Below are 20,364 nucleotides of genomic sequence, written 5' to 3' on the forward strand. Positions count from 1 at the left end.
GAACTTATCGGCTCGCCTTGGAGGAGCTGCTTCAAGTTATTCCTCTACGGGGGATGGTGCCAGCCAGACCATCACCATCCGAGCCCGCCCTGAAGGGCCTCATGGGGCTGGAGCACAGTAAGTACACCAACCCAGCCATCACCACCCTCGAAAGACTCTCTTCATGCCCCCCACTCATGCGCCCCAAGAGGTGGCTTTCGGGTGACCATGACCGTCCCGGCCTCAACTAACACAGCCTCCAGGAGTAGCTCCAAGGGAAGGGAGTAAGAGGGCCGCCTCCTACCGCTCTCGATCTCCCCGCAAGGGGGTTACCTCAAGGCTTCCGTCAGGGAGCTTTGGGGCAAGCCGTGAGGGCCGAGGACCAAGAGGGTCATCATCCCCCCTAGCGGCCCCTCTCTAACGTTGCTGCAAAGGGGCTTCTTCTAGGGGGCCCAGGGTAGAGGGCGAGGCGGGCGATTTACAAAACGTAGGGGTCTTCCCTTGGGCGCTTAACGGGCCGCTTAAACCTTTAGGTCGGTGCTCAAGCTGATACGGCAGGTGCCGGACGGGATGCATGGCCCGTATCATCGGTCAGCGTGACTTCTTGGGTTCATCGAACAGGAAACGAATCGGCGTCTCCAATGCTTGAGCAACGTGCCAAAGGCTAACAATGGTCGCGTTCCGATTTCCCTGCTCCAAGCCGCTGATATAGGCCCGGTCAACACCCACGAGATCGGCAAGTTCGGCCTGCGTGATTCCAGCCGCCATCCGCAGCCTCCTTACGTTTCCCCCTACCAAGCGCCGCACGTCCTCTGACATGCGCACATAGCGACAACTTGTTGCAATCTAATGCGACGCAATATATTGCACATCCATCAAGAGGACATTCAAACAATGCGCTGCCTAGTCCTGCTCGCCTTGCTTCTGCAGATTAGCTCCTCCTACGCTCAATCCCCAACAGTTGAGTATAGAGCCGCTCTCGAATATTGCGCTGGGCAGCACATGGTAGACCTCGATGATGGAGTCTCATCGGCGCCAATCATTGCGCGAGCACTCCTCGGCGTTTGCAGGAGGGAGAATCAAAAGCTCTTCGAGCGGGCGATGGTAGGGCAATCGCGGGCCTACGTGACGGGATACGAAAATGCTGCGACGGAGCAGTTCACAGCCTTTGTCTTAATGCACAGGGCAAGAAAGGGCCGTTCCTGACACCGCCGCCTGAGGACTCTCCCGGGCAGCTAGCTGGAGCCGAGGCACTCCCATTATGAGTACACGCCCAATCGGCCATAGAGTGGGAGGCAGACCGTGTGCTGCCAGTCGATGTAATTTAGACATCGGAGTTTGGCCGACTCCAGACTTAATCTAATGTCAGCTTGGCCTTCAACAGCGGTACGAAAGCGGACATCGTCGAAGGTCGGCTAAGGGCCAAAAGCTGCCCTCGACAGCCTGCTTGACTATGCTCGCTCATTTCCAGGAAGCCGACATTGATGCCCCACGCGATCGCCAGGTGTTGGCGCGAAAGGGGCGACGTCCCAGAAGGCCCCTAACCGCAAGTTCGGATCAAGCTACAAACTCATTCGGAGGCCTTAGGCAATTAGCGCGTTCGTCAAGATGAGTTGCCATATCGAGTCGGCGTGTTCTTTTGTTGCGGTTTTGGCTGGACGGAAGACGGCGCCCTACCTAGCCTCGGACAGCGGCTGATTCGCCCAACGCTCGAGGGCTGAGTGGCTATGCAGTATGATCTCGCGACTAGCGCGGTTTGCTCTGGCGCCACGACGCGCGCGGCGCAGTATCTGCGCATGTCGTCGGATAACCAGCGCTACTCGACCGAAAACCAGACGAACGCAATCGCCGAGTACGCCCGGCAGAACGGATACCAGGTCGTTGCAACGTACATCGACGCTGGCAAGAGTGGCCTGTCCCTGAAAGGAAGGGGCGCACTCAAGCAGCTCCTTAGCGATGCGCTCGCGGCGCAGCGCAAATTCGACGCCGTCCTAGTCTACGATGTGAGCCGATGGGGAAGGTTTCAGAACCCGGACCAGGCGGCCCACTATGAATTCCTCTGCCGGCAGGCTGGAGTGCGCGTCGTTTACTGCGGCGAGCCCTTCGGCGAAGACGTTGCCCCCATCACCACCATCGTCAAGCATTTGAAGCGAGTGATGGCGGGGGAATACAGCCGCGAACTGTCTGCGAGAATGTCACGCGCGAAGCGCCAGCAGGCGCAGCTAGGTTTTCGCCAAGGCGGATCGCTGATCTATGGCTTCCGCCGCCTCCTTGTTGACGCTGGACGCAATCCGAAACAAGTTCTTAAACGCCGGGAGAGAAAGGCGCTTTCGACAGACAAGGTTATCGTCGTTCCAGGACCGCCGGAAGAGCTTGCGGTGATCAAGCGCATCTTCCGCATGTACGTGCGTCAGCGGATGACGATTGCCGACATCGCCCGGTGCTTCGCTAATGAAGGGATCAAGGGCTACGATGACGGTCCCCTGAAGCGGGTCACTATCCGGCATGTCCTGTCAAACGAGCTCTGCATTGGCTGGATGACGTACAACCTGACAACCCAGACTTTGCAGGGACCGGCCATCAAAAATCCTGAGCAAACATGGACGCGCTATCCGGCGTTTGACCCGATCATTCCTGTTAAGGTCTTTCGGAAGGCCCAGGAGTTGCTTCGACAACGTGCGAACCGGCATTGGAACCGAAACACCATTATGAACGCTTTGAAAGTGTTGCTCGCGAGGGAGGGCTACCTCTCATACGCCTTAATCAGCGAAAGCAAGGAAGTGCCGGCGCTCGAAACCATCATGAGCTACTTCGGGTCGCTCCATGGCGCATATGACGCAATAGGGTATACGCCGCCTCCTATATCGCCCTTTGGGATAAACTCGCTCCATTGGAGCAAGAAGGATATTTTGGCGGGCCTGAGGAGACTCTATAGTGAGCACGGGCATATTTCTACGCTGCTCATTGACGCGTCAAGCGAGCTGCCTTCGAGTGTCCTTATCCGACGGTACTTCGGGTCCATCCCAGAGGCCATGAGGCAAGCGGGCCTGCCGGCGCTAACGCATAGCCAGCGCCAGCAGCTCATGTGGAAGCGCCGCAAAACCAGCGGGTGTGACGACTATTACCATGGCGTTCACTGGACCGAGCCAGAACTCCTTGGAGCCCTGCGCCAGCTTGAGGAGCAGAACGGCTACATGTCGGCCAATCTGCTCGACCAGAACGGTGTAACCCCAAGCGCCTACTACTACACCAAGCGGTTCGGCTCGCTCGATGAAGCGAGGGCCCTTGCGAACCTGCCGCCTCGGACGGCCTCCAGCATCATGAAGGCTGCCTTGCAGCGAAAGAAGGAAGGCAAGAAGATCATTGTTCGTCGGCCCCGCCATGAACGACAGCGGAGCCGCCTATGGTATCGCTCTGACGACATCCTCGCCGGGCTGAAGCGGCTTGCGAAAGAGAAGGGTCGCGTGTCAGCACGGCTGATCGATGCGGATGGTGACTTGCCGTGCTGGGGGACAGTAGTCCGCCACTTTGGTTCGTTGAAAGCGGCCTATGAACTTATCGGCTTGGTGCGCCTACCGGGAAAACCTCCACGCTTCGGCTTACCTGCCAAGGCAAGCGTTGAGCGAGCCTCCGCGTGACAAGGTCGGCACAACCTTACCAAGCGGACATCTGCCGATGACCGTGCGATATCAGCTAAGGGTCAAAATGCGAAGAACTCAACGTGAGCAAATCCAGTCCGCTATGCCCCTCTGGGCGGACCTCAATGAGGCGTGCCGCCACTTCGCTGATGGGCCACTAGCGGGAATGCTCTAAGCGATCAGACCATTTCCACTCAGCCATCAGAGCCGACATTGCCCTCATTCGAAGAAGCATCACCAAAATGGCAAGGGATGACGCGCCCGGTGCCACCGGGACTAGGTAAACACAAGGCTGGCCACCCAAACAGAGCCGATGGCGAAAACAGCCATCCCAAAAGCCGCCCGCCAGCCGCCTAACAGGAACCGAAGGACCACCAGGCCTAGGACAAGTTCCCCGAAAGTGTAGGCATTTACCATTCTCGCCCCGTCTCCATATCACCGATGATTAAGGTCATATCTTGTAGCGAGGATATTTGGCGAGGGCAGCCGCTTGATCCTCAAGCTCGACACCATGATATCCATCCGCCACGGTGCGACCTTCAAGAGCGTGCCCGGAGATCACATCAAGCGTTCTGCGGTCAATGCCGACTCTTACGCCCACGGGCTTGAAGCGGTGCCTCCAGCCGTGGTTCGGCGCAACACCCTTATCCGGCACTACGGCACGAGCAAACTCCGCAAGCCTATTCTTGACGCCCTGCAATGGTCCAAGCACGCGGTCCTGTACGGCGCTACCTTGGGAAGGCCGCAGGAATAGATGACCGGGAGGTGAAGATCTTACGAACTCCACAAAGCCCATTTCGATCAGGTGAGGATGCAGGACCACATCTCTGGCTTCGTTCGTCTTAACAGTGCCTGCTTCGGGCGTGACCGTGAGAAACCAGATGTCTCGGCCGTGCTTGTGTAGGTCCTCCTTTCGCAACTGGGCCATCTCGCCGACACGCGCCCCTGTGTACGCCATGAGCCATGGTACCCACCGCTTTGCTGCAAATGTCTGCGGCATCTCTCCACCGCGCTCGGCCCGGAGACTTGCCGCGAGAATTACCCTCGCCTCGGCATCCGTGAAGGCCTTGCTCCGTAGCTTCCGAGGCTTTGCAGCTTTTAGCGTGACACCTTCAGCGGGATTGGTGTGCATCTTCCCATTTGACACCGCCCATCCAAACACCGCTTTGAGCCCCGAGAGGTCATTGTCCTTCACTGTCTTGGCAGAGATCGGCTTCCCGGTGCGGGGATTGATGGTAGCTAGACGGTGATCCTTGAAGCCAATCACATCGCCTCTAGACACGCGGCTGCAATCATCGTGACCGAGGAACGCAACGAAGGCAGCCATCGAATTGCTGTAACTCTCGTGAGTGCTGGGCTTTAGGTTGCGGGCCTTTGCCTCCACCCACCAGCCTTCAATCAACGCAGTCAACGAGCCTCCCTTTAGGACCGATTGCTTTGTGGGGGCATTGTCCTCGCTCGGCGCAACCCAAGCAGGGAAGCGCTCTGACTTCGGGTCGGGACTGTAGTCGCCCTGAGCATTCCGCAGGCGGACCTCAAAAGCATCACGTAACGCCAGCCAAAAAGCTCTCAACAGCAGACCGCGCGACGCGGTGTCAACCCGTCGAATACCTTCAGATAAAAGCAAGCGATCGACAAGGCGCCCCAGATGAATCTCAAGTGTAGAACTCTCCGGGCACGGATCGGCGGGTGGAAGATTGTCGAGATCAAGTGGGACCCGCAGCGGTTTCGCCGCGTCTATCTCATGCTTGCCCATGGTCTCCAGCCGCACAAGACGCATCAGCGCCGCCTCGAAGATTACAGCATCGTCCTCGGGGTTAGCCGGCACCGGATGCATCTTGCCATCACGGCCCTGCTCCACTGCATACGTGCGTTCGCGTCCCTCGTCTCCGGCCCATGCCCTGTAGAGGCGTCCGGCCAAGGCCGTTGCTTGAGCATTTGTAAGGGAGGTAGGGCTATCATCCCGGAAGGCGCGAAGGATGCGCTCAAAGTACTGATCGGCCGCCGCGATCCTCGTTTTCACCTCTGCCGGCTCATCGGCTCTCAAGGAAAACCGGATGGCCTGAGCATGGGGCGAGATCGTCACCGCATGCGTGTCCTCACCCAGCGGAAAATACAGTGTGCGACCAACAAGCCGCTCCCGCACGTCCACCGGAATCCGTCGCACATAGAGTTGAAACCGCGAACCATCGCGCTTCATTGGACGCACCACCCGATACAGCATGTTGCTCACCGTTGTTACACAGTCGGGCGAGCGCAAGTCGCTGTAAGGGCTTAACTTATTGAAGGATAAGGAACCTTCAAGGGGATGGTGCCCAGGGGCGGAATCGAACCACCGACACTGCGATTTTCAGTCGCATGCTCTACCAACTGAGCTACCTGGGCGTGCTCCAAGAGAGGGGCCAAAGCCCATCGAGCGGGCGGTTTATAGTGGGCTCGAGGCGGCCTGTCCACCCGGCTTCGCCAAGTGGCTGCGCCGGGCGCGGCCCCTCTGTGCACAAGATCGAGCGGGGTTGCTGCGGCTGGTGCTCGGCGTCTCAGTGACGCTCTTAGTGCATTGAAATAGCTCGATTATTCGACGTCGTCGGTTTCGTCGTCGCGGCCGGGGATGACGTAGGAGCCCTTCAGCCAGCGGTTCAGATCGACGTCGCGACAGCGCGAGGAGCAGAACGGACGGGTGGCCTGCGTCTGCGGCTTGCCGCAGATCGGGCAGGTTTTGAGCGGGCCGGTGGGCTTGTTGACCTGGTCGTCCATGGAATGTCGGCAGCTTACACGGTGTGACGGGGTTCAAGAGCCTGCCCGGAAACGGGTTCCTGCCGCAGCCGCGCATGCGCCGCTGGGCGGACCCGGCGGAGCCATTCTACTGTGCATGGGGTTGTTTTCGAGGTTTTTGTCGGCGCGGCCCTTGGACTCACTTGGGCTCACACGGCGGTGGTATTGAGCCAGCCGAAGCGGATCGGAAAGCCCTCGCCGCCGAGCAGCGTCGTGGTCTCGTAGAGCGGCAGGCCGACGACGTTGGTGTAGGACCCGACCATCTTGACCACGAAGGATCCGGCGATGCCCTGCACGGCGTAGCCGCCGGCTTTGCCGCGCCATTCGCCGGAGCCGATATAGGCCTGGATGTCGTCCTCGGACAGGCGCTTGAAACGAACGCGGGTCTCGACCAGGCGCTGGCGGAAGGCTTCACGCGGCGTGACCAGGCAGATCGCGGTGTAGACGCGATGGTTGCGGCCCGACAGCAGCCGCAGGCACTGCGCGGCCTCGTCGACCAGATTGGCCTTCGGCAGGATGCGGCGGCCGACCGCCACTACCGTGTCCGCGGCGAGGATGAAGGCGCCGCGCAGCTCGTCGTCGAGCTGCACCGACTTCAGCGCAGCGTCGGCCTTGGCCCTGGCCAGCCGGTTGGCGCAGGCGCGCGGCAGCTCGCCCCGCTTCGGCGTCTCGTCGACGTCGGCCGGCCGGAGCGCATCCGGCTCGATGCCGGCCTGGTTGAGCAGCGACAGCCGACGCGGCGAGCCGGAGGCAAGTACGAATTTGGGGCGGCCAAGCATCAGGTGATTTGGGGGATGAGGCAGGGGTGAATTGCGCGCGGAACCTATCGGAAGGGGGCCGGTTTCACAACCCGGGAACCGGAGTTTGGTGATTCGAGGTATCCGCCACGGCTGTGCCTGCTCTCTGTGACGCGGGTGTTACGGAGGGCCGATGCTACCCGCTCGCCGCGCCGACCTTGCCGAAGCGCCGGCGGATGCGCATCAGGAGCTGATCGCAGACCTCGCGATAGGCAGCTAACTTCTGGTCGCGGCTGCCTTCGATGGTGGTTGGATCCTGCGTCGGCCAGTATTCGACCTCGGCCGCGAGCGTTCGCGTCAGCTCCAGCGCCTTGTGATGCGCCTCCGGCGAGAGCGTGATGATGAGATCGAAATTCAGTCCCTCCCAATCCTCCAGCTCCTCGAAGGTCTGCGGCTTGTGGCCGGAGATGTCCTGGCCGAGCTCCCCCATCACGGTGACGGCGAAGGGATCGAGCTCGCCCTTCCTTGTGCCGGCCGACTTCACGTAGAGACCTTGCGGAAACATGTGCTGCAATAGGCTCTCGGCCATCGGCGAACGCACGCTGTTCATCGCACAGGCGAACAGCACCGACTGAGGATCGCGTGCGCGTGGGGGCGCAGCCATCCGTGATCAGCCCTTCCAATGGAGAACAGTAATGAGCGTGAACAGCCGGCGCGAGGTCTCGAAGTCGACCCGCACCTTGCCTTTCAGCCGCTCCTGGAGCGTGCGCGATCCCTCGTCGTGGATACCGCGGCGGCCCATGTCGATGGCCTCGATCTTGTCCGGGGTCGCGGTGCGGATCGCCTGGTAATAGCTGTCGCAGATCATGAAATAGTCTTTCACGATCCGCCGGAACGGCGTCAGCGACAAGAGATGCGCGACCACAGGTGTGCCGTCCTCGCGGCGGATGTCGAACATCAGCCGGTTGCCGGTGATGCCGATATGCAGCGTGAACGGGCCCTTTCCTTCCGCACCCTCGGGCGCGAACAGGTTCTGCTCGATCAGATCGTAGATCGCGATCGCCCGCTCGTGCTCGATGTCGGGCCCGGAACGGCCGATGGATTCCTCGTCGAGCGTGACGCCGACGATGCGATTGGTCGAGTCGTCCTGTGCGGGCGGCTTGGTCATGACAGATTGAGGCGCAATCCAATCGAGCGCGAATGGGCGTCCAGCCCCTCCGCCTTGCCGAGCGTCATCGCGGCGGGACCCAGCGCACGCAATTGGTCGGGCCCGCATTTCAGGATCGAGGTGCGCTTCATGAAGTCGTGCACCGACAGGCCTGAGGAAAACCGTGCCGAGCGCGCCGTCGGCAGCACGTGGTTGGAGCCGCCGACGTAATCGCCGATCGCTTCGGGCGTGTGCGGTCCGAGGAACACCGCGCCGGCATTGCGGATCTTCGCAGCGAGCGCGTCGGGATCGACGGTCATGATCTCGAGATGCTCGGCCGCGATGGCGTCCGCGAGCGGGATGGCCTCGCCCAGGTTCTTCACCATGATGACGGCGCCGAAATCTGCCCAGGAGGCGCTGGCGATCGCGGCGCGCGGCAGCGTCTTCAGCTGCGCCTCCACCGCCTTTTCGACCTCGGCGGCGAGGCGCGCCGAGTCCGTGATCAGGATCGACTGCGCGCTGGAATCGTGCTCGGCCTGCGCCAAGAGGTCGGCGGCGATCCAGTCGGCATTGCCGGTGTCGTCGGCAATGACGAGCACCTCCGAGGGGCCGGCGATCATGTCGATGCCGACCTTACCGAACACCAGCCGTTTGGCGGCGGCGACATAGGCATTGCCCGGGCCGACGATCTTGGCGACAGGCGCGATGGTGGCGGTGCCATGCGCGAGCGCGGCGACGGCCTGCGCACCGCCGACACGATAGATCTCGGTGACGCCGCCGAGATGGGCGGCCGCCAGCACCAGCGGATTGAGCTTGCCGTCCGGCGAGGGCACCACCATCACGAGGCGCGACACGCCGGCGACTTTCGCCGGCACGGCATTCATCAGCACCGATGACGGATAGGCGGCCGTGCCGCCGGGGACGTAGAGGCCGGCGGATTCGATCGCGGTGTAGCGCCAGCCGAGCTCGACGCCGAGGGAATCGGTGAAGCGCTCGTCTTTCGGCAGCTGGCGGCGGTGATAGGTCTCGATACGGTCGCGCGCGAGCTCGAGCGCATCCAGCGTCGCAGGCTCGCATGCCTTCACGGCGGCCTCGATCTCTGCGGCGGAGACGCGCAAGGAGGATGCATCCAGCTTCAGGCGGTCGAACTTGGCCGTCGCCTCGAGCAAGGCGGCATCGCCACGCTTGGCCACGTCGTCGACGATCTCGCGCGCGGCGGCCTCGACGTCGGCCGACGCCTCGCGCTTGGCGGCGAGGAAGGCGGCAAATCGCTGGTCGAAATCGGCGCTGCTGCGGTCGAGGCGAACGGGCATGTTTCGCTTGGCTTCCGGCTGGTCTTGAGGGGCGGATCGGCGCACCAGGTCCCCTGCTCAATGGCGCGGCGGGGAAGCTGCGTCAACCCTCGGCAGCTGCCATCCCAGCCAGGGCCGGAGCCCATTCGGCTGGTATACGGCCGCTTCACCCCTCCCCCTCGAGTCCCGTGCCCAGCGTGTCGGCGCCGAGGTCGGTCAGCTCGCATTCCAGGCACTCGACGTCCAGGCGGATGGCGCCGCCCTGGGCGAACAAAAGCAGGGCGCTGCCTCCGGGCTCCTCGGCGCGGCCGTCCTGGGGGTGAAATTCAATGCCGACGAGATCCAGGATCTTGTCCGGCGCGGCGAGGTCGATGTTGCGCGACTTGCAGGCGAGCACACGGTCGAAACGGAGCGCTGCGACCAGCCGGCGCGGCTCGGTCTCGCCCGCCAAGGTCTGCTCCCAGTCCAGCCGGCTCATTCCGACCACAAGCCGCTTCTCGCCCTGCCGCCAGATGATGTCGGACGCCTGGACCCGGGCGTCCTGGACATGGGTCGAGATCACGGCGAGGTCGTCGGCGTCGAGCGCGATCAGTTTGAGCTGGGGCGACATCGCCGCGCCTCTCCTTGAGTGGACGGGGCTCAACGCGCACGAGCCCCGAAATTTCCGCACAAGTTAAGCCCTGGCCCGGCTCGCCGCTACGCGGCGAGCCACCCTTTCCCACAACAAGGGAGGGTTAGAGTCGTGAAACCTCACTCCCTGAAGAACGCCAGGAGATCCGCGTTGATCGTCTCGGCATGCGTGGTCGGCATGCCGTGGGGGAATCCCTTGTAGGTCTTCAGGATGCCTTTCTTGAGCAGCTTGGCCGAGAGCGGCGCCGAATCCGCGTATGGCACGATCTGGTCGTCGTCGCCATGCATCACCAGAACCGGCACGTTGATCTTCTTCAGATCCTCGGTGAAATCGGTTTGCGAGAACGCGACGATGCCGTCGTAATGCGCTTTCGCGCCACCCATCATGCCCTGGCGCCACCAGTTCTCGATCACGGCTTCCAGCGGTTTTGCGCCGGGGCGGTTGTAGCCGTAGAACGGGCCGGCGGCGATGTCGCGGTAGAAGGCCGAACGGCCGGCGGCGAGCTGGGCCTGGAAATGGTCGAACACGCTTCTGGGCAGGCCGCCGGGATTGGCCGCTGTCTGCACCATCAGCGGCGGCACCGCCGAGAGGATCGCGGCCTTCGCGACGCGGCTCTCGCCGTGACGGGCGATGTAGTGCACGACCTCGCCGCCGCCGGTGGAATGGCCGACATGGAGGGCGTTCTTGAGGTCGAGATGCGCGGTGAGCGCGGCGAGATCGTCGGCATAATGATCCATGTCGTGGCCGTCGGCGACCTGCGCCGAACGGCCGTGGCCGCGGCGGTCATGGGCGATGACGCGATAGCCGCGCGTGACGAAGTACATCATCTGCGCGTCCCAATCGTCCGAGGACAGCGGCCAGCCATGGCTGAACACGATCGGCTGGCCCGAGCCCCAGTCCTTGTAGAAGATCTCGACGCCGTCTTTGGTGGTGATGGTGGGCATGGTGGGGGCTCCTTTCAATGAGAGACGTCATTCCGGGACGCGCGTCAGCGCGAACCCGGAATCTGGAGATTGTTAAAACGAGATTCTCAGGGTGCGCGATTGCGCACCTGAGTTCATCGCTGCGCGATGCCCGGAATGACGAGAGGGGCGAATCAGGCAAACGCCAGGGGCTTGTAGCGGCGCCAGGCGCCGATGGTCAGCACGACGAAAAACACCAGCACGATGCCCTGCACCACGGCGAACACCGGCCCCGATGGCGGCGCCGGCGGCACGGCGGGCGCGAGCGCGGCAAGCGCGGGCACCTTGAGGAACGACTGGATCACCAGCACGAAGACGTTGAAATAGAGCGAGATCATCGCGGTGACGATGTAGACCGGACGCCAGACGCCGGCGAGCTTCATGCCGTAGAGCGCGAAACAGGCGATCGCGAGCAGCACCAGCGAGATGATGCCGATGATGTGCGAGGGCAGCAGCTCCTTGAATGGAAACAGGAAGCCGGTGGCGCTGGTGAGGATGGTGAACAGCAGGAAGACCGCAGTGAGGCCTGGCATCGACTTCGATCCGAGCAGGCCGAACATCACGACGAGCCCGGCGACGATGGCAATCAGGCTGATGATGACATGGATCAGCGTAAGGGCGGGCAGGCTTAGGCCAAGCACCATGACATCTCTCCTACTCTCCGCGTTGAGGTGACGAGAATAGTATTGCGGTCCTCATCGGATTACCACCTGCCTTGTCGTCACATGCATGAGCGCAGCCATGCGCTGTCGTGCGAAATCGAAAAACGCATGGCTGAACTTTTTGCAGCGCTGTCACAAACGGCGGCAGTTTGATGCTTGCAGGATTCAACGAAAGTTGAATCGATCTCTCACACGTCCTTGGTGTCGAAGATCAGGATGTCGGCGCCGCCGCTGGCGAATTTCGGCACGTCGGCGCCGGTCGCCTTGCCTTCCTCGCTGCCAAAGGCGGCCTGAATGTCCGCGACGCTGTCGAAGGTGAGAATGGCGACGAGGTGGATTCCGGAAGGACCTGCGGGAGATGCGACCGGCCCTTTGCTGACGGCGTAGTTCTTCAGGCCGGGAAGCTTCTTGGCGAGCGGGATGTGCGTCTCGGCATAGTACTTGTCGAACGCGGCGGCATCCTTGGGTGTCTTGTACAGCACGACGATTTCAGCCATTTGGTCCTCCCGTTGAATCCTTGTTTGTTCGCGCGCGATTGGCCTCGCGACGAGGGGATAGTCTGTAGTTGTCGGCAAGATGGCAAGCCGGATTCGGCTTGCCATTGCCTGTCCTGTGCTTGCCTAAAGCGCCGGTTTTGCGGCGTCGCCGAGATAGCCGTGCAGGGAGGCCACGACCTGCGCGCCCTCGCCGATGGCGCCGCCGACGCGCTTGACCGAGCCGGAGCGGACGTCGCCAACGGCGTAGACGCCGGGCACGGAGGTCTCGAGCGGCGCGACCAGCTTGCCCTGGTTCTGCTCCGACTGCGCGCCAGTGACGACGAAGCCGCCGCGATCGAGCGTCACGCCGCAGCCGTCGAGCCAGGACGTGGCGGGATCGGCGCCGACGAACAGGAAGAGATTGCGAATGTCGGCCGAATCCTCGTCATCCGACAGCCGGCTCTTCCAGCGGATGCGCCGCAGTAGCGAGGCCTCGTCGCCCTCGAGCGCGGTGATCTCGGTGTTGAACATCAATTCGATGTTCGGGGTCGCTTCGATGCGCTCGATGAGATAGCGCGACATGCTGGCGCCCAAGCCGCCGCCGCGGATGATCATCAGCACGCGTTTGGCGTGGCCCGACAGGAACACCGCGGCCTGACCGGCCGAATTGCCGGCGCCGACCAGCGCCACCTCCTCGCCGGCGCAGAGCCGTGCCTCCACGGGCGATGCCCAGTACCAGACGCCGCGGCCCTCGAACTTGTCGAGGTTGGCGATGTCGGGACGGCGATAGCGCGCGCCGCTGGCGACCACCACCGAACGGGAGCGCAATGTCTCGCCGCAATCCAGCGCCAGCGCGAAGGTGCCGTTGACGCGCGAGCAATCCAGCGAGCTCACCGACATCGGAATCATGATGTCGGCGCCGAACTTCTGCGCCTGGGTGAAGGCGCGCCCAGCCAGCGCCTGGCCGGAGATGCCGGTCGGGAAGCCCAGATAGTTTTCGATGCGCGCGCTGGCGCCGGCCTGGCCGCCGAAGGCGCGGGTGTCGACGACCGCGACCGAGAGACCTTCGGACGCCGCATAGACCGCGGTGGCGAGCCCCGCCGGTCCGCAGCCGACGATGGCGACATCGTAGATGCGGTTGTCCTTGGCCCCGCCGATCATGCCGATGGCGCGGCCGAGCTCGGTCTCGCTGGGATTGCGCAGCACCGTGCCGCCGGCCGTGACGACGAGCGGCCAATCCTCCGGCTTCGGCGAATAGCGCGCGATCAGTTCGGCGGCGTCATGCTCGCTCTCGGGATCGAGCAGATGATGCGGCTGGCCATTGCGGGTGAGAAAGCCCTGCAGGCGCACCACGCCGGCGGAGTTCGACGGCCCGATCAGCACGGGGCCGCCGATGCCGTCCTGGATCAGATTGACCCGACGCAGGATCAGCGCGCGCATGATGCGCTCGCCAAGCTCGGCTTCGGCCACCAGCAGCGCGCGCAGCCGCTCCGGCGGGACGAGCAGCACCTCGACATCGCCTTCGGCGCGGCCGTCGACCAGGGCCGGCCTGCCCGAGAGCTGGCCGAGCTCGGCCAGAAATTGCCCCGGCCCCTGATCGATCACCGGCGTGACGTGACCGAGACCGTCGCGCTGGGTGATGGCGACGTGGCCCGCCAGCACCACGAACATGCCGGGCCCGGGCTTGCCGGTCTCGAACAGCAACTCGCCGTCGGCATAGGTGCGGATTTCGCCGAAGTGCCTGATCCGTTCGATCTCGGCGGGGGTCAGCGCCGGAAAGGTCTGCTCGGGGCGGGTGAACCGCATCAGCTGCGCATCACGATCGGTTCGTTGTGTGTCGTCCTGCCCCATGGCCACTGCCTGCACTCCAAAATTTCCAGCCGCCGGCGTTCAACGAGAGGTCTTGCCGGCGGCCCCCTCATTTAGGGAACCATCGTCGTTCTGCGAGGGGTCGGTGATTGTGGCGCGTTCGCGCGCCTGAAGTTTCCGCCGCTTCAGGTTTTCGCGCAGCGCCGATTTCAGCCGGTCGTCCCGGGACGCCCTCGCCTGTCTCACGCTCTTGTCAGTCTCGTCGGCCATCGCGGCTCCGTCCAGCAACCGGCAGCAGGATGCCATCGAAGTGTGGCAGCTCAAGAGGCAACGCGATACGCCCATGTGAAACGCGAGATGGATCGAATCCGAACTCCAGGCCAACTGACCAGTTGGGCAGGAATATCAGACCCCGATCGGCGCGAACTCGGCCGGTTTGGGCGAAAACGGGCATTTTGGCGCCGATATCGGCCCGATTTTCTCGTTTTGGTCGGGCTGGCAAGCTTGCACAGGAGGGGGGCTTGTGGCAGATATCGGCCCGCTTGGTAGGCCCCTCGGGCGGCCGATTCTTGTCCCAGCACATGCTGCCGTAGCTCAGTGGTAGAGCACTCCATTGGTAATGGAGAGGTCGACAGTTCAATCCTGTCTGGCAGCACCAGCTTTCCTCACCGACGCGAGCCGCGTTGAACCAAGCCTTGTTGAAATATGCCTTGCGCCTGGCCGGCGCGCCCGCAACAGCCACGGATGCGATCGTGATCACACGTTCCCTGCCCTATGAAGGACTGCTCCACGAGATCGTCGAGCATAATGGCGTGCTCTATCTCGGCGGCATCGTCCCTGAAGATGCCGGCCTCGACATGGCCGGCCAGGCCGAGGACGTGCTGCGCCAGTTGAAGACCCTGCTCGAGGGGGCCGGCTCCGATCTGTCCTGCGTTCTGCAAGTGACGATCTTCGTGGCCGACCTCACTGAGAAGGCTGCGTTCAACCAGGTGTGGAAGCGCTATTTCACCGCGGAGCATCTGCCGGCGCGGGCCGCGATCGGCGTTGCGGATCTCGGCCCGGGCGTCAAGCTGGAGCTGACGGCGATCGCCGCGCGCCGCTGATCCTCGAGCGACGGGCGAGAAGAGCAAGTTCGGTCGTTTCGACAGTCTTCCACACATGGCTCAGCATTCTCGCGGCCCGAAACGCCCGAGTTTTGCTCGTTTCCTGTCCCTCTTCTATGAAGAGGGCGCAGGGAAGGCCGGGTGCCGGCTGGCACCCACGGTCCACTGTGCGAAAGCACACGCACAAAACTGCACAGCGGCATACAGGTGAAGCCCAACACACGGCCTTCCCTGCGCAGTGGTTTGACGGCTTATGCCTGCTCTCCCCGGAGCCGAGTTCCTTCTGGCCTCCGTCACCTCGCGAATTGACGATGCTTCCAGGCCCGGTCGAGCCCAAAAGCATCTCCGCAAGGCTTGACCGTAGCAACGACGGTCAGGACCACACGGTTTTGCCGTACGCAGCTTCCGGCTCCGCCAAGAGGCTCGCCGGATGTTGGCGCCGTTCGTCAGCACGCTGCCTAAGACCTCACGAGGTTCATCTCGCCCTGGTCCGCCGCCCGTGCCCGACGCAGCCGCGTCCACCGCACCCCGACCCACGTTCGTGACGACGTACGATCGCCCCTCTCCTTGGGCCGGGATGTGCGATGGATACTGCAATTCCGAATTTCGGTAAAGTGGAATATTTTTGCGGACGAGGGTTGACGGGGGTACGGGGTGTTTTGCCCGACGGGACAGAAGCGTTGCGATCGATGCGGCCCGCGCCTGTTCGAAAGATGCGGTCACACGGCACGTTGACCCCTCGTTTCATGGTGATAGTCTTTTCGCTCGCACCCTGTCCGGGAGGACACAATGGGATGGTTCGACCGCCTGTTTGGACGATTGTCGGAACCGACGACCCCTCTCTTTGCGAGATTTCGGCGGAAATCGAAGGCACCGACGGATCCTGATCTTCTGAAAATCGCCAAGGATCGGAAGGGGCACGTTTCCCGCCGAGCCGTGAGGGACGAGTATAATCGGCTGGTCCTGGAGAAGTACGCGCACGACAAGTCGTGATCGCCAGGATCCGTCGAGGATCTCGGGTGCCCGTAGGATGGGGAGAGCGGAGCGAAACCCATCGGCTGCTTTCCAGCGACGAAACATGATGGGTTTCGCTACGCTCTACCCATCCTACGCACTGCACCATCAATGGTCGCGATCGATCTGCAATGCCGCGAAGCGATCGTCCGAACGGCGCAGCCGCCGGCACAGCTCGCGATTGCTGTTCTGCAGGACGATCACATAGGCGTGGATGTCCGCCTTGTAGCAGGCATAGAGCTTTTGCGCCGTCAGCTCATATAGCACCGTCGGCGCCTCCGCGATGACAGTGGCGGAGCGGTTCTGCATTTCGATGAGCGTCATCTCGCCGAAGAAATCGCCAGGCTCCAGACGCGATATCGCGATGACGCCGCCCGCATGCGTCCGTTTGCTCACCGCGAGCCGGCCGGACTTGACGATGAACATCGAGCGCCCCGGCTCGCCCTCGGCCACGACGGTCGCGTCGGCATCGAACCGGCGCTCGACCAGCATCGAAATCAAGAGGTCGAGGCTTGCCTCCGAAAGACCGCCGAAGAACGGCGTCGCGAGCAGGAACGCTTTCAGATCGGGGGGCGTGACGAGCATTGCGGAAGGATACGCCCCGCCGCAATCTGCGGCAAGCAAGGCGCCGCAGCCAGGTTCCGTCATTGCGAGCCAACGGGTCCACGCGAAGCGCGGCCCGATGACAGGCTCCGCCAAGCAATCCAGGAATGTGTCCGCGCAGATAGTCTGGATTGCTTCGTCGCATCAGCGCAAAATTGCTTCGCAATTTTGTCGCGAGCTCCTCGCAATGACGCGGTGAGAGGCTTCACCTCCAAGATCCATCGTTCACTGCCGCACGGCATTTTCCCCGCGCGTCCCTCGCTTCCGCCACACCTGCAGGTCAATCATGACTTTCACGGCCGCCGCGAGGACGAGCGCACAGAGTGCCACTTTGGAGATTGTCTCCATCGTTCCCTCGATCAGCAGGCAATGGACCACGCTGCCCGCGACGATGACGATGGCGAGGGGAATATGGATGATGCGCCAGGTTCGCGGACGCAATCCCAACCGCCTTCGCAGCAGAGCCAGGAACGCAACCGCGAAGATGGCCCACATCGCGGTCACGCCGAAGGGAGAGAACGGCGTCGGCGACGAGAAGGTCAGTGCGTCGACCATGTCGGGCGGGCTGGTGATCCAGAGGCCGGCGACGTGGATCAGAATCGCCAGAACAAGCGCGCCGCCGATCCAGTGATGGGCGCGCCTGCCGCGATAGGCCGACAATCCCGGCAGGTAGCCGCCGATCAGCAAGGGCTGCACGAGCACGACGCCGAGGGCGATGATCCCGGCGAAACCGGCGAGGATGTAGACAGGATCGCGCCATGCGAGCTGCTCGCTGGCTGCAGCAAGCGCAACCGGCACGCCGATCGCCAAGACAAGGGCGCCCCAGATCAGGGGCGCCCGGGCCGATTTCCATCGCGTCATCTGCAAGTCGGGTTCAAGCCGGCTGCAGCACGAAATGCGCCTCGAGGCTGGTCTCCTTGGCGCTCCGCATCACCGGCCGCAGGAAGACGGTCTTGAACTCGCCGCTGTCATAGGCGAGGTGGCCGTGTGGCTGGCCGAAGATCGGAATGATCTGCGGCATCTCCAGCCGGAACCTGCCGTCCTTGTCGGTGAGCGTTGCGCCGTGGCTCTGCGGCTCGTGCTCCCGCCCTTCGACGGTGTGCGCCCAGATCTGGATGCGCTGCCCGGACAGCGGAGCCCCGTCGCCGGCGCGGCGCACGGTGCCGCTCATCCAGAAACCGCCCTTGCCGATCCGCTCCACGACCGCCGCGCCCTTGCGGTAATTGTTCGCGCCGCCCGACATCGACTCGGTTGGAGCGAGGCCGCTCGCACGGGCGGGCAGCAGGAGACCGGAAGCGCCGGTTGCGAGGAGCGTGCCGCCGGCGACGAGGAGAGTGCGGCGGTTGAAGACGGCCGTGGTCATATCGGTTCCTCCTGGCGGCAGTGCAGCAGCTCCGGCAAATTACAATACCAGGTGCGAAACGCCCAGTTGGGGCGAGGGGCGCCAGCGCCTGCAATAACAGTGTTGTGAACGGAGGCGCGGATCACTCAGACAGAGCGCAGGATGGGTCAAGCGCAGCGATACCCCCCAAAGGCCGTGTTCAAACGATGAAGATGATGGGTTTCGCTGTGCTCTACCCATCCTACGCGCTGACACTACATGTCATGTCCATATCCTCCTCTCCCGGACTCCCCCCATGATCCCCTTCTCCGTGCTCGACCTCGCACCCATTCGCCAGGGCGGCGACGCGGCACAGGCGTTCCGCAATTCGCTCGATCTGGCCCGGCATGCGGAGAGGTGGGGCTTCAAGCGGTTCTGGCTGGCCGAGCATCACAACATGACGGGGATCGCGAGCGCTGCGACGTCCGTGGTGATCGGACATGTCGCGGGGGGCACGAAGACGATCCGCGTCGGCTCCGGCGGCATCATGCTGCCGAACCACTCGCCGCTGGTGATCGCCGAGCAGTTCGGCACGCTGGAATCGCTCTATCCCGGACGGATCGATCTCGGGCTCGGGCGGGCGCCGGGCACCGACCAGTTCACCGCACGGGCGCTGCGGCGCGACCTCGCCACCACGTCCGAGAACTTTCCGCATGACGTGCTGGAGCTGCAGGCGCTGCTCGGCGACGTGCAGCCAAACCAGGCGATCCGCGCCGTGCCCGGAATGGGCACCAAGGTGCCGCTGTGGATTCTGGGATCTAGCACCTTCGGCGCGCAGCTTGCCGCGATGCTGGGGCTGCCGTTCGCGTTCGCCTCGCATTTCGCACCGCAGATGATGCTGCCGGCGCTGCGCGAATACCGCGCGCGGTTCGAGCCGTCGGCGCAGCTCGACAAGCCCTATGCCATGATCGGCGTCAACGTGTTCGCGGCCGACAGCGATGAAGAGGCGCAGCGGATGTTCTCCTCGCTGCAGCAGCAATTCATCAACCTGCGCCGCGGCACGCCGGGGCCGCTGCCGCCGCCGGTGGACGACATGGACGCGCTGTGGTCGCCGGCGGAGAAGGCCGGCGTTGCGCAAGCGCTGTCGTGCTCGGCGGTCGGCTCGCCCGATGTGGTCGAAGCAAAACTGAAGGCGCTGATCACTGAAACCGGCGCGGACGAATTGATGACGACGGGGCAGATCTACGACCACACGGCACGGCTGCGCTCGTTCGAGATCGCAGCCGAGGTGCGCGACCGGCTGGCGGCGTCGCCCAATCGCTCAACCGGCTCCGGCTGAACAGCGTGACGTTGCGGGCTCCGCAATGCTATCCTAAACTCGCGATATGGAAGGGTAGCGCAGCGCCGATCCCTCAAGGCCTGATCGGAGGATCGACGATGGATGTGATCCGCAGCCGCGCCTTCGAGTTCATCGAGACGGTGCAAGAGCTTTCCGACGCCGCGAGTGTCCTGGACGCCATGGGACACATGCTCGGCCAGTACGGCGCCGACCAGTTCTGTTGCGCCTATGTCGCGCCGCTCTCGACCGAATCCTCGCGCGAGGCCGTTCTCGCCCATCGGCTGCCGCCCGGCTTTCTGGAAATGTATTCCACCGAGCAGTTCGTCTGGGACGATCCGGCGCTGCGCCATTGCAAGACGACGCTGCGCCCGTTCCGATGGCTCAGGGAAGCGCCGTTCGATCCGACCCGGGAGCCGCGCGCGGTCGAACTGGTACGCCGCGCCCGCGACTTCGGGCTGCTCGACGGCGTGATGGTCCCGATCGCTTCACCCGGCAACCGCATCGGTCATGTGTTCTTCGGCGGCCGCGACATCGATCTGCCGGAGCGCGATCTGCCGGCTCTTCATCTCACGGCGCTTTATGCCTTCGACCGAGCGCTGGCGCTGCGCGGCCAGCCCGAGGCGCGGACACTCGCGCTGTCTCTGCGCGAGTGTGAGGTGCTGACTCTGGCCGCGGTCGGACGGTCCACCGAGGAGATCGCCGACGCCCTGGCGATCACGCCGCGCACCGTGAAGGCGCACGTCAAGAGCTGCTGCAAGAAGCTCGGCGCGACCACTCGCACGCAGGCCGTGATGATCGCGATGCGCGACCGGATCATCTCGCCCTGATCTGTCGCGCTACAGGTCGTAGTTTGCGCATGATCTTTTCGGAAAACCGCTT

The 20,364-nt window shown here is 63.3% G+C and carries 20 protein-coding genes and 2 tRNA genes; 5 read left to right on the forward strand and 17 right to left on the reverse strand.

Annotated elements, in window-relative coordinates; genetic code table 11:
* Positions 1–570: 570 nt before the first annotated feature.
* Positions 571–798, reverse strand: coding sequence for a helix-turn-helix domain-containing protein (locus tag P0R31_RS24470; RefSeq protein WP_275516798.1), 228 nt, complete (start codon positions 796–798; stop codon positions 571–573).
* A gap of 908 nt (positions 799–1,706) precedes the next feature.
* On the opposite strand from P0R31_RS24470, the gene P0R31_RS24475 reads away from it, so the two are divergent.
* Positions 1,707–3,617 (forward strand): recombinase family protein, encoded by a 1,911-nt coding sequence (locus tag P0R31_RS24475; RefSeq protein WP_275516800.1) that lies wholly within the window; start codon positions 1,707–1,709, stop codon positions 3,615–3,617.
* Positions 3,618–4,068: 451 nt separating this feature from the next.
* Here P0R31_RS24475 and P0R31_RS24480 read toward each other — a convergent pair whose 3' ends face one another.
* The 13 genes from P0R31_RS24480 to P0R31_RS24540 form a co-directional block, all read right to left on the reverse strand.
* Complete coding sequence (locus tag P0R31_RS24480) at positions 4,069–5,841, reverse strand: site-specific integrase (protein WP_275516801.1); 1,773 nt, start codon at positions 5,839–5,841, stop codon at positions 4,069–4,071.
* 85 nt (positions 5,842–5,926) lie between these two features.
* Positions 5,927–6,002: transfer RNA gene (locus tag P0R31_RS24485), tRNA-Phe, on the reverse strand.
* Positions 6,003–6,188: 186 nt separating this feature from the next.
* Complete coding sequence (gene yacG, locus P0R31_RS24490) at positions 6,189–6,371, reverse strand: DNA gyrase inhibitor YacG (protein WP_036027000.1); 183 nt, start codon at positions 6,369–6,371, stop codon at positions 6,189–6,191.
* 167 nt (positions 6,372–6,538) lie between these two features.
* The gene (locus tag P0R31_RS24495) at positions 6,539–7,168 is read right to left on the reverse strand and encodes a Maf-like protein (RefSeq protein WP_057027605.1); all 630 of its coding nucleotides are present in this window, start codon (positions 7,166–7,168) and stop codon (positions 6,539–6,541) included.
* Positions 7,169–7,322: 154 nt separating this feature from the next.
* The gene (locus P0R31_RS24500; protein WP_275516806.1) at positions 7,323–7,790 is read right to left on the reverse strand and encodes a low molecular weight phosphatase family protein; all 468 of its coding nucleotides are present in this window, start codon (positions 7,788–7,790) and stop codon (positions 7,323–7,325) included.
* Between the two features lie 6 nt (positions 7,791–7,796).
* Positions 7,797–8,294, reverse strand: a complete 498-nt coding sequence (locus tag P0R31_RS24505; protein WP_157283264.1) for a UPF0262 family protein — start codon at positions 8,292–8,294, stop codon at positions 7,797–7,799.
* Positions 8,291–9,586 carry a histidinol dehydrogenase gene (hisD, locus tag P0R31_RS24510; protein WP_275516807.1) on the reverse strand — a complete coding sequence of 432 codons (1,296 nt, stop codon included), beginning with the start codon at positions 9,584–9,586 and terminating at the stop codon, positions 8,291–8,293. The genes P0R31_RS24505 and hisD overlap by 4 nt, the downstream gene beginning before the upstream one ends.
* Before the next feature lie 145 nt (positions 9,587–9,731).
* Positions 9,732–10,175: a DUF2948 family protein gene (locus P0R31_RS24515; protein WP_275516809.1), complete on the reverse strand. Its 444-nt coding sequence runs from the start codon at positions 10,173–10,175 to the stop codon at positions 9,732–9,734.
* A 140-nt stretch (positions 10,176–10,315) separates the two neighbouring features.
* The gene (locus tag P0R31_RS24520; protein ID WP_275516810.1) at positions 10,316–11,140 is read right to left on the reverse strand and encodes an alpha/beta fold hydrolase; all 825 of its coding nucleotides are present in this window, start codon (positions 11,138–11,140) and stop codon (positions 10,316–10,318) included.
* A 152-nt stretch (positions 11,141–11,292) separates the two neighbouring features.
* Entirely contained in the window at positions 11,293–11,802 is a 510-nt protein-coding gene (locus P0R31_RS24525; protein WP_275516811.1) for a hypothetical protein, read from the reverse strand.
* Positions 11,803–12,008: 206 nt separating this feature from the next.
* A complete protein-coding gene (locus tag P0R31_RS24530; protein WP_275516812.1) occupies positions 12,009–12,317 on the reverse strand; it encodes an EthD family reductase in 309 nt (102 codons plus the stop codon).
* Between the two features lie 123 nt (positions 12,318–12,440).
* On the reverse strand, positions 12,441–14,147 hold the full coding sequence (locus tag P0R31_RS24535) for an FAD-dependent oxidoreductase (RefSeq protein WP_275516948.1): 1,707 nt from the start codon (positions 14,145–14,147) through the stop codon (positions 12,441–12,443).
* A 39-nt stretch (positions 14,148–14,186) separates the two neighbouring features.
* Complete coding sequence (locus P0R31_RS24540) at positions 14,187–14,375, reverse strand: hypothetical protein (protein ID WP_275516813.1); 189 nt, start codon at positions 14,373–14,375, stop codon at positions 14,187–14,189.
* A 313-nt stretch (positions 14,376–14,688) separates the two neighbouring features.
* On the opposite strand from P0R31_RS24540, the gene P0R31_RS24545 reads away from it, so the two are divergent.
* Positions 14,689–14,763, forward strand: a tRNA-Thr gene (locus P0R31_RS24545).
* A 94-nt stretch (positions 14,764–14,857) separates the two neighbouring features.
* Complete coding sequence (locus tag P0R31_RS24550) at positions 14,858–15,208, forward strand: RidA family protein (RefSeq protein ID WP_085969234.1); 351 nt, start codon at positions 14,858–14,860, stop codon at positions 15,206–15,208.
* Positions 15,209–16,330: 1,122 nt separating this feature from the next.
* Here the strand turns inward: P0R31_RS24550 and P0R31_RS24555 are convergent.
* From P0R31_RS24555 to P0R31_RS24565, 3 genes are all read right to left on the reverse strand, one after another.
* Entirely contained in the window at positions 16,331–16,807 is a 477-nt protein-coding gene (locus tag P0R31_RS24555; RefSeq protein WP_275516815.1) for a cyclic nucleotide-binding domain-containing protein, read from the reverse strand.
* A 243-nt stretch (positions 16,808–17,050) separates the two neighbouring features.
* Positions 17,051–17,686, reverse strand: coding sequence for a ferric reductase-like transmembrane domain-containing protein (locus P0R31_RS24560; protein ID WP_275516816.1), 636 nt, complete (start codon positions 17,684–17,686; stop codon positions 17,051–17,053).
* Between the two features lie 13 nt (positions 17,687–17,699).
* Positions 17,700–18,188 (reverse strand): Twin-arginine translocation pathway signal, encoded by a 489-nt coding sequence (locus P0R31_RS24565; RefSeq protein ID WP_275516817.1) that lies wholly within the window; start codon positions 18,186–18,188, stop codon positions 17,700–17,702.
* A gap of 274 nt (positions 18,189–18,462) precedes the next feature.
* Between P0R31_RS24565 and P0R31_RS24570 the strand changes: the two genes are divergently transcribed.
* Complete coding sequence (locus tag P0R31_RS24570) at positions 18,463–19,485, forward strand: LLM class flavin-dependent oxidoreductase (protein ID WP_275516818.1); 1,023 nt, start codon at positions 18,463–18,465, stop codon at positions 19,483–19,485.
* A gap of 98 nt (positions 19,486–19,583) precedes the next feature.
* Positions 19,584–20,312: a helix-turn-helix transcriptional regulator gene (locus tag P0R31_RS24575; protein WP_275516819.1), complete on the forward strand. Its 729-nt coding sequence runs from the start codon at positions 19,584–19,586 to the stop codon at positions 20,310–20,312.
* Positions 20,313–20,364: the final 52 nt, after the last annotated feature.

It is taken from the genome of Bradyrhizobium yuanmingense, assembly GCF_029167105.1.
Taxonomy (GTDB): Bacteria; Pseudomonadota; Alphaproteobacteria; order Rhizobiales; family Xanthobacteraceae; genus Bradyrhizobium; species Bradyrhizobium yuanmingense_A.

Coding starts and splice junctions, on each gene's coding strand:
- P0R31_RS24475 (WP_275516800.1), top strand. CDS start 1,707: ATGCAGTATGATCTCGCGACTAGCGCGGTTTGCTCTGGCGCCACGACG.
- P0R31_RS24575 (WP_275516819.1), top strand. CDS start 19,584: ATGGATGTGATCCGCAGCCGCGCCTTCGAGTTCATCGAGACGGTGCAA.
- P0R31_RS24570 (WP_275516818.1), top strand. CDS start 18,463: ATGATCCCCTTCTCCGTGCTCGACCTCGCACCCATTCGCCAGGGCGGC.
- P0R31_RS24560 (WP_275516816.1), bottom strand. CDS start 17,686: ATGACGCGATGGAAATCGGCCCGGGCGCCCCTGATCTGGGGCGCCCTT.
- P0R31_RS24525 (WP_275516811.1), bottom strand. CDS start 11,802: ATGGTGCTTGGCCTAAGCCTGCCCGCCCTTACGCTGATCCATGTCATC.
- P0R31_RS24535 (WP_275516948.1), bottom strand. CDS start 14,147: ATGGGGCAGGACGACACACAACGAACCGATCGTGATGCGCAGCTGATG.
- P0R31_RS24495 (WP_057027605.1), bottom strand. CDS start 7,168: ATGCTTGGCCGCCCCAAATTCGTACTTGCCTCCGGCTCGCCGCGTCGG.
- P0R31_RS24505 (WP_157283264.1), bottom strand. CDS start 8,294: ATGACCAAGCCGCCCGCACAGGACGACTCGACCAATCGCATCGTCGGC.
- P0R31_RS24565 (WP_275516817.1), bottom strand. CDS start 18,188: ATGACCACGGCCGTCTTCAACCGCCGCACTCTCCTCGTCGCCGGCGGC.
- P0R31_RS24480 (WP_275516801.1), bottom strand. CDS start 5,841: ATGCTGTATCGGGTGGTGCGTCCAATGAAGCGCGATGGTTCGCGGTTT.
- hisD (WP_275516807.1), bottom strand. CDS start 9,586: ATGCCCGTTCGCCTCGACCGCAGCAGCGCCGATTTCGACCAGCGATTT.
- P0R31_RS24500 (WP_275516806.1), bottom strand. CDS start 7,790: ATGGCTGCGCCCCCACGCGCACGCGATCCTCAGTCGGTGCTGTTCGCC.
- P0R31_RS24530 (WP_275516812.1), bottom strand. CDS start 12,317: ATGGCTGAAATCGTCGTGCTGTACAAGACACCCAAGGATGCCGCCGCG.
- P0R31_RS24555 (WP_275516815.1), bottom strand. CDS start 16,807: ATGCTCGTCACGCCCCCCGATCTGAAAGCGTTCCTGCTCGCGACGCCG.
- P0R31_RS24470 (WP_275516798.1), bottom strand. CDS start 798: ATGTCAGAGGACGTGCGGCGCTTGGTAGGGGGAAACGTAAGGAGGCTG.
- P0R31_RS24540 (WP_275516813.1), bottom strand. CDS start 14,375: ATGGCCGACGAGACTGACAAGAGCGTGAGACAGGCGAGGGCGTCCCGG.
- yacG (WP_036027000.1), bottom strand. CDS start 6,371: ATGGACGACCAGGTCAACAAGCCCACCGGCCCGCTCAAAACCTGCCCG.
- P0R31_RS24520 (WP_275516810.1), bottom strand. CDS start 11,140: ATGCCCACCATCACCACCAAAGACGGCGTCGAGATCTTCTACAAGGAC.
- P0R31_RS24515 (WP_275516809.1), bottom strand. CDS start 10,175: ATGTCGCCCCAGCTCAAACTGATCGCGCTCGACGCCGACGACCTCGCC.